Below are 16,908 nucleotides of genomic sequence, written 5' to 3' on the forward strand. Positions count from 1 at the left end.
ATGTCCGTATTTGATGATTTGAGGAGATTGGCACTTAGGACAGTTCATCAATTTGGCTGCAATGCTTGATGCTCCTAGCATATCAACTCGCCATTACTATTCATTACTACCCATTTGGGTTCACCCAACTCTCCGGATATTTATACTTTTTACACGCCATAAGCTGAACCCTGTTAATAGGTGAATGGTATGCCGCTTGCACCTAAGCATCGAACCGATACAATCTCAACTATGCATAGCTACAGTCTGATCCGAACTATGAGCTGTCGTCTTGCGGGTATTTGATTTACTTATATTATTGAGAGCGGCCTGGCTGCAGCTGCCATAAGGAATAGGTGCATTAGATAAGTGAAATAGCGTATGGTTGAGCGAAAACCAAATGTTTAAGGGTGGTGGGCCGGCCTCTATGGCGACCATGACATTAATGAGGAACCTTTAGTCGAGACCTTTCATTACGAAGGCTAGGAAGTAGGCCGGTGCATCCGCAACTGCTATGACGCTCTTATCCTTAACACCCTTAAGATGCTTGCCATTGATGTGGTCTTAGGCAAGCCAAGACGACAAGACGGGTGTTTCACCTCGGATGCGGTGGTTGCCCTAAATGCGCTTCAAGAAGCGATCCCATTGCCTCAAGAATGGGGAGGCACCTAGGAACCTGGTACTGCTTGATGATGGGAGGCCGCTTCACCAAGTACTTTGACAGTGCCAAAGATCTGCTTGGCTACCCTGGTATCCAAATCGTTGAGGAATTTTTGAGGACTTTGAGGTTGCTCTAAAGAGTGCAGAGCCTCCATCTATGAGCTTCAGGCCGTTAGTCCGGCGGCTGAAAACTATCTTGACTCCCTCCATTACGGTCAGGTTTCTCCTTGTTAAGAAGAATTGGCTATTTTTGGAGAATTATTGCTGAAAGTGTTGATAAATAAGGATTCTGAGAATTTAATTGTAGAACGCCATAGAACGCTCCGTTCTATGGCGTTCTATTAAAGGGTTTCAGCCTCTTTCAGGCCTTTTAGGGGATCAGCTCATGAGGGCAGGAGCTGGTTAAGGCTATCGCTGTATATCTCGGAATTTCGCTGTTTTACTGAGTTCGCCTTGCAGGCTGATGTTTGAATGTGCGAGAGAGGATAAAGGGTCTTATGTTCCAATATCTCGTCGACATGCTGTTCCTAATACTGCTTTCAATTCCATTGAAATAAGAGCGCCGTTATGTTTTAGAGGAAGAGGTATTCTAAATCGGTGATTGAAATCAGTTCGTATATTTTTTAGCTTTTGAAGGATTCGAATAAAGCAATTAATCATAAAAAGCCCCTGGTGTTATACCAGGGGCCACATCATTAACTGAGAGCTATCGCTAGTTTCTAAAGATATGCCAGAGCCCTGCAATGATAGCGATCGCACTTGCCAGCGTAATCACAATGCGGGCAAAGAGAGCCGCAAGCAGCAGCAGCGCTCCATAGCCCACCGACTCATAGGGGTGCAGCTGCGCCCACTGCCACAGCCGCAAGGGCGTCTCCAGAAAAGATCGTAAATAGAACCTAAACATCCTCCTTGCCCTCCAGCCGGTCAAAGGAAATGGGCAGCTTCTCCCCTAGGCTCCTGGCATAAGCCATCGCCCGTTCCCGGTAAGCTTGCAGTACTAGGTTGTGCGTCTCAATCTGAATTGCCCTGAGCTTGGCCAGCTGCCCATTGACGGCAGCACCAATGGCAATGCGATCGCGAATCCTAAACAGGATCTCATCGCCAAAGGCCAGCAGAATCGCCAGCACCCCATTCCAGAGCACTAGGCCAATTGCTCCCAGCGGGTCTGCTGTCAGCCGGTCCAGACTCAAGTACTGCACCCCACCAAAGCCAGCAAAGTTGGAGAAGATGTCGATGAGGTAAAGCCCGCGCAGGATGATGCCCCAGCCGCCATCGCCCTGAGCACTGCCGCCAATGCCCTTGAACGGATCACCCCCAATGCTCTGGATCACCCCGGCCCCGATCTGAGTGATCGCAATCAGCCCGGTTAGAGAAGCAGCAATCCACCAGTCGACCGGCAGCTGGCTAAAGCCCTCCCAGCTCATCCAGCAGTCGGCTGCGATCAGAACAAAGGCTCCGACGGTGAGCAGTGCGATCGCACCCTGCACCCGTCCAGGAGAAACCCGAGGCGGCGTGGTGGGCACCAGAGGAGACGCCTGAGGCAAGTACTGATCTGAATTGACCCGACGCAACTTCGTTCGCTTAACCATGAGTTGCCTCCTTCATCGCCTTGACGATGCCAACAGCCCTGTCATAGTCACGCGTATTCTTGCTCACTTGAAAGAGGGTTGAGGTAATCCAGTTCTGTGACTTGCCTAGACGCAGGGCTTCTCTGACCGCTTCCTGAGTGGCTCCATCGTGGGGGTCTAGCGCTAGGGGACAGAAGATCGAGACCGTTTCCTCAAAGAGCTCCACCTCCTTTGGGTCAGGCTCCACCGACCTCTCCACTGGTGGCTCCACCAGCCCTACCACTGGTTGTCCCACCAGTGGCTCCACCCCCTCCACCGCCGGTGGAGCAAGGCTTACAGACGAGCGGGATGCTCCTGGTGAAGTGCGCAGGGAACGCGGATAGATCCGCTCGGCCAGATGCATACCCTGCATGAGCGCGGTATGAGCCTGGTGCCTAGCTGCGTCCTGTGCCTCATTGCGAATCTGCTCCTTGAGGGCCTGGGGCAGGAAAGGGCTAGGCACCGTCACCTTTGGGAAGTTGTTCTCCTCCCCTGGTTCCTCAGCTTCACCCTCCTCTTCTACCAGCTCATAGCCCTCTGGAATGGGCTCACCCTCTTGCCACTCGAGCTCATCAGGCAAACTTTCCACCCTGGCCACCGGTAAAGAGGGCAGCTGGTAAGGCATGTCTGCCATCGGGTGGTAGTTCGGGTCCGGCGTCTTATCCCGGTTCTGCCACCACATCACCCCACCGACGGCAGCAGCGACTAGCACTAGGAGCCCGAAGCCGCCTGATGTCATACCGACGTCTGCAGTGATGGGTGCGATCGCACTTTCTGCCGTGATCATTTGCTGAGCCACCATCGGTGCACTTTCCCGCATCCGCGCTGGTGGCTGCGATTGCCAGTTGCAGTAGCGGTTGTCTGCTAGCACCCAGCCTGGATCAGTGCGGGTGAAGCTCTTGAGATTAGGAATCTGGTTCGAGAACTGGTAGCGATCGCCCAGCCAGAAATGCTCCCAGGCCTTGCCCTGATTGTCCTGGGAAAGAGACGTTTGAGCGTGTTCACATGGAATCATAGGGAAAGCTCCTATCTAGAAGAGTGGGGCTAGAGCCGGGAAGGTCATCTTGGCGGGTGGCTTCCCGGTTCAAAGCAGAGAGCAGGTCGAAGGCCTTGAGCTTGGCTAGACGAAAAGAACACTGCTCAACGGCTCTGATCTTCGATGCGACAGCAAGCAGCTGCTTGCCAGAAATAGACATAAGTAAAGCCTCCGAAGAGAACGAATCCGAGTGCTAGCCAGGCAGCCCAGTAGCGCCAGGTGCGTCGGGCTTTCCCAGAGCATTGACCTCAGCGGTCAGGTCTTGCAGGTCATCGAGTTCAGCGTTTTGAATGTGGGCTAGGACATCGGTTTTGATGCGGTACTCATCAGCGCGGCGGCGGAACTGCTCGATGCGCTTCTGGCTCTGGCGCTTGAGCTGCCTGACCTGCAAGAGTTCTTGTTCCTGCTGAGCTTCAGCCTGCTCCATGCCTTGCTCAATCTGGTCGAGAAAGCCTGTTAACCCGGACATGAACTCACGCGGATTGGTGAGAGCTGAGCGAGTGCGATCAGTGCGGAACTGCTCTAGGCTGGCGGCAGCTTGCCCCACTTGCAGAGTCAGAGCGCTCTGGTGGTTACCCTGCTCTACCGTCACTTGAGGGGCAGCTTCCTTGCCGAACTCGCGTAGGAGAAGGGTTTGAGCCTCGTAGTTAAGGCCGCTACTGGTGTCAATTCCCAGATTCTGAGCCCGGCTATGGACGGAGCTTTTGGGCAGATTATGCTGCTTAGCAAAAGCGTGGAGAGAAATGGTCATGTTTGAACACCTGAAAACGCTGGAAGAACTGGCTTGAGACGGTTGTGAACGTCAGAACCTGTTCGCTTTTGTTCAAACCCGGTTCTAGTCTTGTTCCCATCCGCTCAAAAGGATGCTAGCATCTTAGTGCTTATAAAAGCACTGATTAAGCACAAAAAAGAGATTAGTTAGTAGCTGATTGGTCTAAAATACTAACGAGAGAGATCTTTCAGTGCTCAAGACGTAATATGGGAGCGTGTAATCAGTGCCTAACCTCGTGAGTAAGCGTTACAACATCACCCTCCCCGACGGCATAGCAGAAGCCCTAGAGCAATGGGCAGAGGGCGAAAAAAACAAACCCTCTACCTTGGCTGCATTTCTGGTGGAGAGTGCGGTTAGGCAAGCTATTGATCAGGGAAAAATCGCCCCGATCAACCCGGGACAACAATCCACAAGTGGCAGTAAGTAAGAACTGAGATCTCAACCATGGCTCAGGCAATCGCGAAACATCTGACGTTTGAGGAATATCTGGCCTACGACGACGGGACAGACACTCGTTATGAGCTGGTGAACGGAGAACTCGTACCCATGCCCCCGGAATCGCGCTTAAACGCGAAGACTGCGATGTTTCTGCTGTTCGAGCTGAGAAAGTTCGTTTCAGAGCATCGCCTCTGTCATAAAGACACCGAAATCGAAGTAACTGGCCGCTTTGCAACGGCGCGGTTACCCGATTTGATGGTGTTGACAGAAGAGTTGGCCGAGATCCTCAAGGGTGCCCCCCGTGCCACGATCACCCGAGACATGCCGCCGCAATTCGTGGTCGAGGTGGTTTCCCCAGGGCAAGAGAACGCCAACCGCGATTACCGCTATAAGCGCTCCGAGTATGCAGCACGGGGCATTCCTGAGTATTGGATAGCAGACCCCATCAAGCAGCAGGTTACTGTGTTCACGCTGGTGGAGGGGCTTTACGAAGAAGTTGTTTACACGAGTTGAGATCGCATTGTGTCCAAGCAGTTTCCTAACTTTGATGCCGCTGCAGAGCGGGTGCTGAAAGGGTAGATGAGGTTGTAATTTATGAGTGCTATGACGTCAGAGAAACCCCAACCTAGGTTCAAGCAAGATCGTTTCCGCCAAGAATACGGCAGCAGATCTCAGCAGCCCCGCGTTCAGTGGCAATGTGTTGCCCACGTCAAAGGCAGGCTAAAGCGCTCCAAGCCCGATGAGGAAGGCAACCGCAAGCTGTTCTTTTGCGCCACTGACGGTGCAATGTGGCCCGTGCTCACTCTCGGTCGGGAGGACGACGACTCACTGATCTGGATGTTCACTCACATCGAAACCGTCTTCAACGAGGATCACATTTGGGCGCTTTACCCTTATGCCAAGGGCGAGACAGAGGCTGTCACCCCCTGCAATGTCCTTAAGGGGAATCGACCCGTTGACGTCCTCAAGTTTTCTGCCTCAGTTGGCAATATCAACCTAGAGGCCCGCCCCGGCATCTTGCCTCTATTTGTGGGGCGCAATCAGGGTAGAGGCTTCCACTTCTGCAACCTGAGCATTCCTGAGGGGTTCGAGCTGCCCGAGTTGAGCAAAGGAATTCTAGTCCAGGGTAAAGCGACCCGCACGGGTGCTACCTGGGTGCTGAGCGAGCTTGTGAGTAGCAATGTCCTGACGTATGGGGCAAACACTAGTCACGAAAAGGAGATCTAACAGGCGATCTTGCCCTCTGCTGGGCAAAGCCTGATAAGATCTGCCCCAACTAGAGCTGTAAGGAGGTGAGAAAAATGTGAGGCAAGCGCAAAAACGGATCCCTTTAAAAGCAAGAAACCGATAGTCACTGGCAGGCAAACCCACGACTAACGGCTTCTAAAGCCCAAACTCACAGCGATAAGCAGTGAGATAGGGAGAGACGTTTGAAATTTTCTGTTCCAAGCATATCTCACTAGATCCCCAGTTGCAACAAGTTCGGGGCATCACTCTTTGCTGCGAGAATTTCTCCTCCGCTTTGAGTGAGGCATCTATAGCCATCAAGTGCTTGCAACAAGGGAGCTCCAGCCTTTGGCTAAAGGCGTGGGATGTGCAGAAGCGCAATTAGCCGAAGACGTGCCGAGCCCAGAACGCGCACCTCTTGCCATCACCCACGCCGGGAGCGCAGGACCCGTTCAACCCTAAGCAGACAGACTCTGCCTTATTTGAACCACTCTGCTCTCCTGTTCAGGAGAGATCATGGAAACCGCAAACTATCCTTCAAACCCTGCATCTACTGGAGGGGGTCAGGCATGAGCAAAGCCCCCCCCGCTGTTGCCACCCTGCCCCCCCAAGCCCAGCCCCAGATCAACCTGCTGCCAAAAGACCCGCTGGAAGCCCAGTTCTCCCAGCTCTTTCCCCACCCCTGGAACTGGATCAAGTCCGAGGGCAGCGGCTGGAAGACAATCACCCAATACCCGCTCCAGCCACGCGACCTGATCCGTTACTGGAGAGATCCCCATACCCTAGTCGGCGTCTCCTTCGACTCCCAAACGGCTTACGGTCTGCTCGACCTCGATATAGGCGGCGACTACCACCCTCTAACCAACCCAGCAGCCCTAGAGGGCATCAAAGCTGCTCTAGAAGACGTCGGCATCGCCCGCTCCTTACTGCTGCGTTCGAGTGACTCAGATGGTGTGTGGCTCCTTATCCCCTTAACGAAGCCCGTCTCCAGCTTCAGGCTGTCCCAGGTGCTCCACGGCACCCTCAAAAAGGCTGGGTTCAGCATTCGCCCCGGCCACCTCGAAGTCTTTCCCAACCTGAAGCATTGGGATGCTGCCTACCACGCCCACCGATTGCCCCTGCAGCAGGGCAGCTGCCTGCTCGACAACGACCTGCAGCCTCTGGGCAGCAGCTTAGAAGCCTTCCTGAGAGCGTGGAAGAGTGCTGCCGCTGGCCAGGACATCGACACCCTCGAATCATCTCTGGGCACCTATCAGGGCATCAAGCCCACCTCAAGAGAATCAGAGCGAGCCAGAGCCTTTAGAGAAGACCTGCAAGCGCGCATCACTGCAGGTTGGACAGGTGATGCCCAAACTAACGACCTGCTGCTCGACATCGGCAGATTGTGCCGTATCTTCCACCGACTAGGGGGCAACCTGCTGGTGAAGAAGATTTCAGAGCTAGCCCAGTCCTTGCCCGGCTATCATCAGCACTGTGACCATCAGCACGAGATTGAGCGCAGAGCAAAAGACGTGGCCCGATGGGCAGAGAAACGCTACCAGCCAATTGGCTTTCAGCAGGCCATTACCGAACCAATGAGTCCTAGAGGCCCGAACAACATCGACAAAGCAAAAGACGCTCAGGAGCGCATCAAAGCTGCTGTAGCGGCTATTGAGACGGGTGCAACGCTGCCTACACGGGCAAGCGAATGGAGAGATGCGATCGCACAGCAGGGCATTTCTCCACGCACCCTCTACAAGTACCCCCACCTGTGGCACCCAGAGCATCGAATCAAAGTAGCGTCTGCGAGTATACCAGTCAAGCAAGACAAGCCTTTGAGCCTCCCTAGCCAGGCAGCCCCGAGCCAACTAGAAGAGCTGGGACCCTTGAAAGATGGGTTTGGTATACACAGCCCCTATAAGAAGTGTATGTCCTCAAATGAATCTCCTCTTGCAGAGCCTTTTCCTCTCAAGCCTTTTCCGAATCCACATCCAAACCCCGAACTTTTATCTGAAAGCACTGAGCAACCACAGCAGGTGGGCCAGGCCACCAAAATTTCGCGCGTTCGCGAAGTTGCGCTAGGCTCAGGTACTCTTGCTGACCTACCGAGCTTGCCCAAGCACCCAGTTCACCTCAAACAACTCCTTCAAGCAAAGCAACATCAGGAGTTGGGGCAGAAAGGTTTACCTAACCCAGCTGAGGTGGAAGTCACTAGTAGCCAGCTAGAAGCGGCTGGGATACTGGGGTATAGTGCGCCGCCTGAGCATGGTTGGACGTTTCGACGGGGAGAACTATCGCCACGTCTCTGGAAACGGCTGAGACGGGTTGTGTTTGCTACTCTTTTGAACCTATCCCAAGATTAGAGACTACGCCTAGGTTGATTAGGAAAACCGCTATTATCGGCAAGAAAGTCCTGAACAAGCCTGGGTTGACGAGTGCCTTTATCTTCTTCTCTGTTTCCCACCGATGATCGCTACATCGCTCTGCTGAGTGATCTAAAAACACGTATCCAGCGAGCCCAGATTCGGGCAGTACTGGCTGTCAACCAGGAAATGATTATCCTGTATTGGCAGATTGGCCGGGTCATCTTAGAACAGCAGCAGGAGCAGGGGTGGGGAGCCAAAGTGATTGACCGCTTGGCCCAAGACTTGAAGCGGGAGTTCCCAGGGGTTCAGGGTTTTTCGTCGCGAAACCTGAAGTATATGAGGGCTCTAGCTGAGGCCTACCCCGACGAAGAAATAGTGCTACAGACCGTAGCACAAATTCCTTGGGGGCATAATCAGGCTCTACTTAATAAGCTAAAAGACCGAAGACAGCGGATTTGGTACGCTCAAAAGGCTTTTGAGAATGGATGGAGCCGCGATGTTCTCTCTATGCAGATTGAAAGCGACCTTTACCAGCGGCAGGGCGGGGCCACGACTAATTTTGATCAGACGCTGCCTCAACCTCAATCCGACCTAGCCCAGCAGCTATTTAAAAGTCCCTACAACCTGGATTTTTTAACGCTAGCTGAGGGAGCTCAAGAGCGTGATCTGGAAAATGCTCTTGTGGCTCACATTCGAGACTTTCTTCTGGAGCTAGGCGTTGGCTTTGCTTTTGTCGGCAATCAGTACCCCATCGTGGTCGATGATAAGGAGTATCGTATTGATCTCCTCTTCTACCATTTTGTCCTGCGCTGCTTTGTCGTCATTGAGTTGAAGATGCGTGATTTTGAGCCAGAGTTTGCTGGCAAGATGAATTTCTACGTTTCTGCCGTCGATGATCTTTTGCGCCACCAAGACGACAACCCAACAATTGGTATTATCCTGTGTCGTTTCAAAGGCAAGATGACGGTCGAATACGCCCTGAGGGATCTCAAAAAACCGATCGGCGTTTCTACACACCAATTGCCAAAGCGCCTACAGGACAAGTTACCAACGGTGGAACAGCTAGAGGTGGAACTTGAAGCAGCTGTTTCTGAGCTAGACGCGCTTCAAGAGGAGGAATGACGCGCTAGCTCATCTGCCCAAATCGTTTCATCATCGACTGTGCCCGTTTCAGGTTCGCAAGTTGCTGACGACGCTCGTTTTTTTCTTGAGCTGAGCTCAACACCTGATTCAGAATGTCCTGATCTGCTTCGCAGTGCTCAAACATGGCTTCAAGCAAGACCTCTCGACAAATATTGTTCTTCCGGCACACAGCCTGAAGGCGGTCAGATAGCTTAGCTTCAAGCCGGAGAGTACTCTGTTTGGTTGCCAGAGGCTGAATGGATGCGTCCTCACTCTGCAAGTCTAGATATCTTGATGTCGAGGTGTCTAGACTCCCTGAATCTTGAATCAAAGCTTCTTGGGAGCCCTTTTGAGACTTTTGTGACTCCGCAGACTCCTCTGTATCGCGGTGTCTAGAAGTCGCGGTATCTCGACTCCCAGGCTCTCGACTCCCAGGCTCTGCGGTATCTGTAGAAGCGTGCGCATGTTCCCGGTCGTCTGTCTCGCTGTCTAGGTTGCTTATTTCGAGATGTCTAGATGTCGAGGAATCTAGACTTGCTGATGTTAAGGTTGCATCTCTATTAGGGACTGTGGGGCGCTGTCGATTTCTTAACCGCTCAAGGGCATCACTCATTTGATTAGTGCCTCCACAACTTGTTCAAAGGGATACTGGAGATCCGGTTGCCCCATGCTGGAGAGTAAAGTGCCCTGGCGAATTGCGTTCTTAAATTTCTCGGACTCTCTAACAGACGCAAAAATTGGGATGCCATTGGCAAACTCTCGCATGGCTTCTATGTTTTGCTTCCCTTCCAGCGTTTGGGTATTGCCCACCCATCGATCTCGAAAAGGGACGACCCCAAGAATCTTACCTGTGAAGGCCTCCAACTCTGATTGCTCTTTGAGAAAGTCGAGGGTGTCAATGAGAGAGTTGACACCTTTGACGTTAGCTTCGACAGGGACCAGAACGTACTTGGATGCCCCCACAGAAGAGAGGCAGAGCTGTGACCTAGAAGGTTGCACGTCAATCAGGACGTAGTCAAACAGATCTGCCACAGCTTTGAGCCGTAGTTTCAAGACGAAGGCTCCGGTACCACTGCTGCTCAAGTAGTCAGAGACCTTAAATAGCCCTCGGTCGGCGGGGATGAGGAATAGGTTGGCATAGTTTGTCTCATAGATGCCGTCTTCCGTTTGCACCTGGCCCGTCAGCACTTCGAACAGACTCGGCTGGTTGGGTTGTACCTCATGGTTTAAATAGAAGGTCAGGTTTGCTTGCGGATCAGCATCAATGGCGAGAACTCGTTTACCTTGGTGGGCTAGCAGTAGAGCAGTAAAGAAAATTGTGGTGGTCTTTCCTTGTCCACCGGACAAGGAAATGCATGAACAAGTTTTCACAAGCTGATGCCTAAGCTGGATGTAGACAAGTGTAGAACCTAGAAGTTGAGATGTCGAGAAGTCTAGGTATCTGCACTTGTAGGTTTCTATAAAAATTTCAGAAATTAGGGTCAAATAACCTGAAACCCCTGATTCCTCGCTCTAAAACTAGTTTGTACAAAAAACTGAGCGCTCCCGTTTCGGACTTCTTGTTCCGACACAAAATCTATGTTTAAGCTTGTGAGTGTCGCATTGTTCAGTGAAATGCTGTGCTTGTGATCAAGGAAACGCTCTGAAAAGATATCAAAATTGGAAGGTTTGAGGGAAAGCTTCAGCAGAGTTGCCAATGTGCGCTACTGCTCAGAGGGGTATTTGCGGGAAATGCGCAGAGCAACAGCTGTTAGCTGAATTGCGATCGCAACTCGTGGCCCCCTGTTCCAGGATGCTGTCCGGATTGCCCAGTAGGCGAGAGCAAGCCAGTTCAGTACGGCTGGCCCGAGCAATACCCCAACCGCCAAAGCAACAATCGGTTCTGACAAGAACAATTATTTTCTCAGAGTTGCCGCAGATAGGCCCAATGTGGTCACTAAAGTGCCCATCACGAGCAAGGCAAGATTTACCTCACTAGCACTGGGATATGGCAAAGGCGTCTAGACTTGCAGGCGCTCTATGGGCAAGCTGTTAAATAGTTGGCAGATACATACCCGCTAAAAGGCTCAACAATCTCTACCCAGCCTTCTGCCCCAGGCCCCTCAACGGTGACCATAGTGCCATTGCGCAAGCCGCCAATGCGATCGCCGGAGATGGAGGGTTCATTGCGAATATTTAATCCTTCTCTTGCAACAACCATTCTGCACAGACCATCTTCGTTAGCTACCCGAAGCGCAGGTTCTGGGGTAGTTAATGAGGGATCACAAGCTACCAAATACTCTGAGGGGACATACCCTTCTAACGGCGCAATAATGGGCACCCATCCGTCAGTCCCTAAGCCTTGAATAGTGACATTACTGCTGTTTGGGACAACGCCTACAGACTCTGAATAAACAGTAGGATCTGTTTGTACAACCAAACTGCCACCGGGCAATGAAACCTGACGGCAACTCTCTGCTTGGGCTAGGAGAGGTGTTTCGACAGCTTGGGTAAATTCGGTAATCTTTGCCGGTACGCTAGCGGCGGCTCCTGGCGTAGCCGAAGCTTCTACAGCTACCAGGGCAGCCGAGACGAACAGAGCATGCAGACCAATATTTTCTAAGTGCATAGGTGTTCTCTCAAAAGTTCTGTAAATTCAGTTGCCTATATAGTGAAAAATACTTACCGTTTTTTTTACCTGCTACGGAAGGACTTTTCTTCACAAGGGTTCTATCTCTGGGCAGGCTTCTGAGATTTTCTGTCAAAAATACTTCACGAGACAACTCGTAGAAAGCCACAAGTATTTCTTCTGTCAGGCACAGCAATGGTTCTAGTACCTCTAATGGATAAAATATGTTTTGAATCTTGGACAGAATATAGTTGAACGCACAGTAGAATCTATTGCCAGCTGCATAGAGTATTTGTATGAACAGCAACTACCAGACTCGAGGATGGTTCGATAGTTCACGTAAGCAGCCACATCCGATTCAATCAAAAGGGTATTTAGGCTGCCCTCAAGGCTCAATACATCAGCTTCAAGAGACTGCACCGTCTCCAAGACGTCAAAGGTATGATTCACCCAACTCCGAGAGCGCCTGATGTTGACTTGGCTGAAAATTGCAAGGGCCAGGATGGTTGCTAACCCAGCCCAGGTGCTTATTTGGACAAAGAGGAAGCGTCTGGTTGCAGGAGGCTTAGAATCGCTAGCGGAGGGCGGTAGGAGAGCGAATAGTGGGGAAATCACAGAGCACCCGTGACAAGCTAAGTGTTTATTCGTAGAGATTGCCCAGTTGAAGGCCTAAAGTGGCAGCCAGAGATAGCAAGTTGAGTGTTTAGCGCTCGGGTTGACATAGCTGGAATTAGCAGCAAAAAAAACTGGTGGAGAAAAGCCATAAGCAGTTAAGCAGGTTGCTTCGCAACCTGGAGGCTTTTTCTTGTCAGTCCTGAGCACAGGGCCAGGTGCAAGCTCACCTGCTTAGGACGTTTCCGGTAGTCAGATATCAGCAGCGGAATATAGGGCTATAGTGCTTCGTCTGAGCGTGGCTGGACGTTTCGTCGAGGAGACCTGAGTCCTTGGATGTGAAAACGGCTCAGACAAGTCGTCATTATGCCTCTGCTGCCAAGTTAGATGAAAGCTGCTCGTATGTTCAGGCTTACTGCAAGAACTTGCCTTAAGAGGGTTGATTTTTTCTCAAAACCAAAGCTCATAGTGATAAAGGACTTTATAAAAGGTGAACGCTGTGGCTTTTCATCAAGACTATTTAGGGGTCGAACAGCCTGCCATTGGTCAACTGATTCGAGAACTGCGGCAAACCTTGAAGCTGACCCAAGAGAAGTTTGCGGCTCAGCTTGGAGTTTCCTTTCCCACCATCAATCGTTGGGAGAACGGACGTTCGACCCCTTCACCGTTAGCCCTTAAACAGATTGAAATTTTGCTGAACCAGTTGTCTGAGTCACCCAATGTGACTTTACGAGAACACAGTCAGGCAATTGAAGGAAAATACTTGCCCTCAAGGAAGCTAAAAGCATGAGGGCAGAGGAACACTCAGAATTGCCCGAGACCCCCTTTGTGGGCGGTGGTGAGATGGGAACATTTCTGAGGTCGCACGACTGGTCACAAACGCCCTTGGGTAATGTTGAAACCTGGGCAGACGGTCTAAAGACGGCTGTGCAGATTCTGTTAACAGAACTTGATCGAGTCAACCAACAGAAAGAGACGCAGGTAGAACAGGGTGAAGTCGCATTGTGCGAATCCGAAGCAAAATACCGCAAGTTGTTTGAGTCGCTCGACCAAGGGCTCTGCATCTGTGAAATGCTGTTTGATGAGAACGATGAACCCACTGACTATCGATTTCTCGAAGTCAATGCGGCATTTGAACGGCTCACCGGACTGGAGCAAGCGATCGGTAAAACAGCACGAGAACTGGTTCCCAACTACGGTGCCCACTGGCTTGAGATTTATAGCAGCGTTGTGCGCACCCAGAAACCCATTCGCTTTGAGGAGCAAGAGAGTTCGATAAACCGTTGGTTTGACGTCCATGCCTTTTGCATCAATGAGCCGCAAAGTCATCAGTTTGCCCTTTCGTTTACCAACATTAGCGAGACAAAGCGCATTGAAGCTGAACGCCAAAAAGTTGAGCAGGAACGAGAGCGCTTTCTTGCAGCTGGGTCAGATTTGCAAGTGGTTATGAGCAGCCACGGGTACTTCCACTGGGTCAGCCCGGCTTTTGAGCGTATTCTCGGCTGGACACCCGCCGAAATGACATCCCGCCCCTGGACTGATTTTCTCCATCCAGACGATATTTCCGCATCTATTGCGGAAAGCGTCAGCGTGTTGTCTGGCGCCGAAACGTTTGCATTTGAAAACCGTTATCGGCACAAAGACGGCTCCTACCGCTGGTTGCTTTGGAGAGCGCAGCCCCACTTGGAAGAACAAGTGCTTTATGCAACAGCGGTAGATATCACCGCTCGTAAACAGGCAGAAGTCGCCTTGCGTCAATCTGAAGAACAGTATCGCACGGTGTTTGAGTCGATTGACGAAGGCTTTTGCACGATTGAAGTGCTATTCGATGCTGAGGGCAAGCCGTTTGATCACTGCATTTTACAAGCGAATCCAGCCTTCGAGCGACAGTCCGGTATTGTCAACCCGGAAGGTAAAAGGGCAAGCGACCTTGTACCGGGATTGGAACAGTATTGGAATGACCTTTACGCACAAGTCATTCACACCGGTGAGTCTATCCGCACTGAAGAGCGAACGGACGTGCTCGATCGCTGGTTTGACGTTTTGATTTCACGGGTCGGCGATGCAGCGATGCGCCAGGTGGCGATTGTGTTTACCGACATCAGCGATCGCAAACAAGCTGAAGCCATCATTACCACCGATCTAGAAAATACCCGGTTGTTGCGCGACCTGAGCGCACGAATGATCGCTGAAGACAACATTCAGGTGCTTTACGACGAAATTGTTTCTGCTGCAATTACCCTGACACGAGCGGATGCCGGTTCAATTCAAGCGCTGGATGAATCGGCTCAAGAGCTAGTGCTGCTCGCCACCCAGGGGATGGATCGAACCGTTACCGATCGTTTCCGGCGCATGAGTGCCAGTTCAACCACGTCTTGCGGTAGGGTTTTAGCAACGGGTAAGCGCGCCTTTGTAGATTTTGAAGCACCAGAAAGCGAAGACCCTGACGGATCTCTCAGTCTGCATCTAAAGACTGGGTTGATTTCTGCCCAATCAACTCCGCTCATCAGCCGTTCAGGTAGACGGATCGGTATGGTGTCGACGCATTGGCGTAAACAGCACCGACCAGCTGAGCAAGAACTCCGTTTTCTGGATCTGTTGGCGCGTCAAGCTGCCGACTTGATTGAACAGCGGCAGACTGAAGCGGAACGCCAACAAGTTTTAGCACGCGAACAGGCAGCACGAGAAGAAGCAGAACGAGCCAACCGCATCAAAGATGAATTTCTCGCCGTGCTCTCCCACGAGTTGCGATCGCCCCTGAACCCGATTTTGGGCTGGACACGCCTAATGCGAAACGGCAAACTCGATCCCGCTCGTCAAAGCGAAGCTCTAGCTACGATCGAGCGTAACGCCAAACTACAATCGCAACTGATTGAGGACTTGCTCGACATTTCCCGCATCATGCAGGGCAAGCTGACCTTAACAGCGACTTCGGTCAGTTTGGCCTTCATCATTTCTTCTGCCGCTGAAACCGTGAGTTTAGCAGCAGAAGCGAAAAATATTCAAATCACGCTTGACCTTGACCCAGACGTTGCTCCAGTCTTTGGCGATGCTGCCCGGCTGCAACAAATGGTTTGGAACCTGCTCACCAATGCTGTCAAGTTCACAGACAATGGCGGACGGGTGACGGTTCAACTGAGGCGAGTTGCTACCGAGGGCAGCTTGGGCCGTGCGATGGCACAAATTGAAGTCATCGACACGGGAAAGGGGATCACTCCGCAATTTCTGCCCCACGTGTTTGAATCTTTTCGGCAAGAAGACGGCTCAACAACCCGCAAATTTGGCGGTCTAGGATTAGGTCTAGCGATCGTGCGGCAAATTGTGGAACTCCACGGCGGCACGGTCAACGTAGAGAGCGGCGGTGAGCATCAAGGTACAATCTTTAGCGTGCAGCTACCAGCCCTGCAGCAGGTAATGCCGATCTTCTCCCAACAGAACCAGCTTCAATCTGCTTCAGAAACACGCTTAGACAACGTACAAATTTTGCTCGTTGAGGATGATACCGATACTCGTGAGTTTCAGGCTTTTCTGCTGGAGCAATATGGGGCAACTGTAACAGCCGTTGCTTCAGGTGTAGAAGCGTTGCAAGCCTTGGAGCAGTTTATCCCAGATGTCATGGTCAGCGATATTGGCATGGCAGAGATGGATGGCTACAGGCTAATGCAGCAGATTCGCTTGCGTCCACCCGCTCAAGGAGGGACGGTTCCCGCGATTGCGCTCACTGCTTATGCCGCAGAAATTGACCAAGAAAAAGCTCTCCAAGCAGGCTTTCAAACACACTTGACCAAACCGTTGGAGCCAGAACGATTTGTCAGCGAGATTGTGACCCTGCTCAAGCCAAGGCGGGTCTAGAATTTGTGCCTTGCTGTACAGTGCCAGATTAAATGACATCGAGGAAATTCGTATGACTGCACAAAACCCTATCTATTGCAGGGTTACAGAGAGTTTGCTCAGCGATTTATCATCCAACCACCAGCATTGCTGAGTTGGCTTCAGCGGAAAAAGCAAACCGGATTTAGCTTTGCTTTTTTAATTACACTAATGTGTCTCCACGACAAATAAAAAGTCACTGTACAGCTGACTTTGCACTCACTTGCCAAATCCAGAATGAGGAACACTGTGCCTCGGCGCTGAGTAAGTTGGCGCAACATCTGCCTGAGGCTCCACCGCCCCAAGGGCTCGTACTCACTCGCCAAATTCAGGATCAACACTTTCAGGCTAAAGCATCAAGTGGATTCCTGTTCGGACTGGCCGTATTGGTCCTTGACTTTGATTTATGGGGTAAGGGTTGGAAGAGACAATGGCGATCGACGCTGGTGCGCCAGGCATGGGTGGATCAGCAATTAAGAGTAGCTGAGCGGTTGATAATAAAGGCGAAACGGTAGTAAGGAATAGTAATGGTTAAGAACGCAAAGAGGCATTGTAATGATGCACAAAATACCAAATTGCACCAACGTGGTTACTCAACTTTTTGGAGAACGACAAGGTCTTACGAACTAAGC

The 16,908-nt window shown here is 51.6% G+C and carries 16 protein-coding genes and 1 pseudogene; 7 read left to right on the top strand and 10 right to left on the bottom strand.

The window, feature by feature from the left end:
- Positions 1 to 1,351 precede the first annotated feature (1,351 nt).
- From H6G13_RS26645 to H6G13_RS26665, 5 genes are read right to left on the bottom strand one after another with little or no spacing between them, the layout of a single operon-like run.
- The gene (locus tag H6G13_RS26645) at positions 1,352 to 1,543 is read right to left on the bottom strand and encodes a hypothetical protein (RefSeq protein ID WP_190488615.1); all 192 of its coding nucleotides are present in this window, start codon (positions 1,541 to 1,543) and stop codon (positions 1,352 to 1,354) included.
- Positions 1,536 to 2,228 carry a hypothetical protein gene (locus H6G13_RS26650; protein ID WP_190488617.1) on the bottom strand — a complete coding sequence of 231 codons (693 nt, stop codon included), beginning with the start codon at positions 2,226 to 2,228 and terminating at the stop codon, positions 1,536 to 1,538. The genes H6G13_RS26645 and H6G13_RS26650 overlap by 8 nt, the downstream gene beginning before the upstream one ends.
- Positions 2,221 to 3,261 (bottom strand): hypothetical protein, encoded by a 1,041-nt coding sequence (locus tag H6G13_RS26655; RefSeq protein WP_190488619.1) that lies wholly within the window; start codon positions 3,259 to 3,261, stop codon positions 2,221 to 2,223. The genes H6G13_RS26650 and H6G13_RS26655 overlap by 8 nt, the downstream gene beginning before the upstream one ends.
- Complete coding sequence (locus H6G13_RS26660; RefSeq protein ID WP_190488621.1) at positions 3,248 to 3,442, bottom strand: hypothetical protein; 195 nt, start codon at positions 3,440 to 3,442, stop codon at positions 3,248 to 3,250. The genes H6G13_RS26655 and H6G13_RS26660 overlap by 14 nt, the downstream gene beginning before the upstream one ends.
- A gap of 33 nt (positions 3,443 to 3,475) precedes the next feature.
- Positions 3,476 to 4,033: a hypothetical protein gene (locus H6G13_RS26665; RefSeq protein ID WP_190488623.1), complete on the bottom strand. Its 558-nt coding sequence runs from the start codon at positions 4,031 to 4,033 to the stop codon at positions 3,476 to 3,478.
- 256 nt (positions 4,034 to 4,289) lie between these two features.
- On the opposite strand from H6G13_RS26665, the gene H6G13_RS26670 reads away from it, so the two are divergent.
- The 5 genes from H6G13_RS26670 (at position 4,290) to H6G13_RS26690 (ending at position 9,186) form a co-directional block, all read left to right on the top strand.
- On the top strand, positions 4,290 to 4,481 hold the full coding sequence (locus tag H6G13_RS26670; protein ID WP_190488642.1) for a hypothetical protein: 192 nt from the start codon (positions 4,290 to 4,292) through the stop codon (positions 4,479 to 4,481).
- A gap of 17 nt (positions 4,482 to 4,498) precedes the next feature.
- Positions 4,499 to 5,005 carry a Uma2 family endonuclease gene (locus H6G13_RS26675; protein ID WP_190488625.1) on the top strand — a complete coding sequence of 169 codons (507 nt, stop codon included), beginning with the start codon at positions 4,499 to 4,501 and terminating at the stop codon, positions 5,003 to 5,005.
- Between the two features lie 90 nt (positions 5,006 to 5,095).
- Positions 5,096 to 5,719, top strand: a complete 624-nt coding sequence (locus H6G13_RS26680; protein ID WP_190488627.1) for a hypothetical protein — start codon at positions 5,096 to 5,098, stop codon at positions 5,717 to 5,719.
- Positions 5,720 to 6,288: 569 nt separating this feature from the next.
- Positions 6,289 to 8,061 (top strand): hypothetical protein, encoded by a 1,773-nt coding sequence (locus H6G13_RS26685; protein ID WP_190488629.1) that lies wholly within the window; start codon positions 6,289 to 6,291, stop codon positions 8,059 to 8,061.
- A 72-nt stretch (positions 8,062 to 8,133) separates the two neighbouring features.
- Positions 8,134 to 9,186, top strand: a complete 1,053-nt coding sequence (locus H6G13_RS26690; RefSeq protein WP_190488631.1) for a PDDEXK nuclease domain-containing protein — start codon at positions 8,134 to 8,136, stop codon at positions 9,184 to 9,186.
- A gap of 4 nt (positions 9,187 to 9,190) precedes the next feature.
- Here the strand turns inward: H6G13_RS26690 and H6G13_RS26695 are convergent, their stop codons facing one another.
- The 4 genes from H6G13_RS26695 to H6G13_RS26710 form a co-directional block, all read right to left on the bottom strand.
- A complete protein-coding gene (locus H6G13_RS26695) occupies positions 9,191 to 9,343 on the bottom strand; it encodes a hypothetical protein (RefSeq protein WP_190488633.1) in 153 nt (50 codons plus the stop codon).
- 452 nt (positions 9,344 to 9,795) lie between these two features.
- Positions 9,796 to 10,557 (bottom strand): AAA family ATPase, encoded by a 762-nt coding sequence (locus H6G13_RS26700; protein WP_190488635.1) that lies wholly within the window; start codon positions 10,555 to 10,557, stop codon positions 9,796 to 9,798.
- 332 nt (positions 10,558 to 10,889) lie between these two features.
- The gene (locus H6G13_RS26705) at positions 10,890 to 11,075 is read right to left on the bottom strand and encodes a hypothetical protein (RefSeq protein WP_190488637.1); all 186 of its coding nucleotides are present in this window, start codon (positions 11,073 to 11,075) and stop codon (positions 10,890 to 10,892) included.
- A 128-nt stretch (positions 11,076 to 11,203) separates the two neighbouring features.
- Positions 11,204 to 11,794 (bottom strand): SH3 domain-containing protein, encoded by a 591-nt coding sequence (locus tag H6G13_RS26710; RefSeq protein WP_190488639.1) that lies wholly within the window; start codon positions 11,792 to 11,794, stop codon positions 11,204 to 11,206.
- A gap of 1,111 nt (positions 11,795 to 12,905) precedes the next feature.
- On the opposite strand from H6G13_RS26710, the gene H6G13_RS26715 reads away from it, so the two are divergent.
- On the top strand, positions 12,906 to 13,196 hold the full coding sequence (locus H6G13_RS26715) for a helix-turn-helix domain-containing protein (protein WP_190488640.1): 291 nt from the start codon (positions 12,906 to 12,908) through the stop codon (positions 13,194 to 13,196).
- Between the two features lie 20 nt (positions 13,197 to 13,216).
- Positions 13,217 to 16,258 (top strand): PAS domain S-box protein, encoded by a 3,042-nt coding sequence (locus tag H6G13_RS26720; protein ID WP_190488641.1) that lies wholly within the window; start codon positions 13,217 to 13,219, stop codon positions 16,256 to 16,258.
- A 549-nt stretch (positions 16,259 to 16,807) separates the two neighbouring features.
- On the opposite strand, the pseudogene H6G13_RS26725 reads toward H6G13_RS26720, so the two are convergent.
- A pseudogene (locus tag H6G13_RS26725) lies at positions 16,808 to 16,908 on the bottom strand (IS1 family transposase); the annotation flags it as partial.

Source organism: Pseudanabaena sp. FACHB-2040 (assembly GCF_014696715.1).
Lineage (GTDB): Bacteria > Cyanobacteriota > Cyanobacteriia > Phormidesmidales > Phormidesmidaceae > JACVSF01.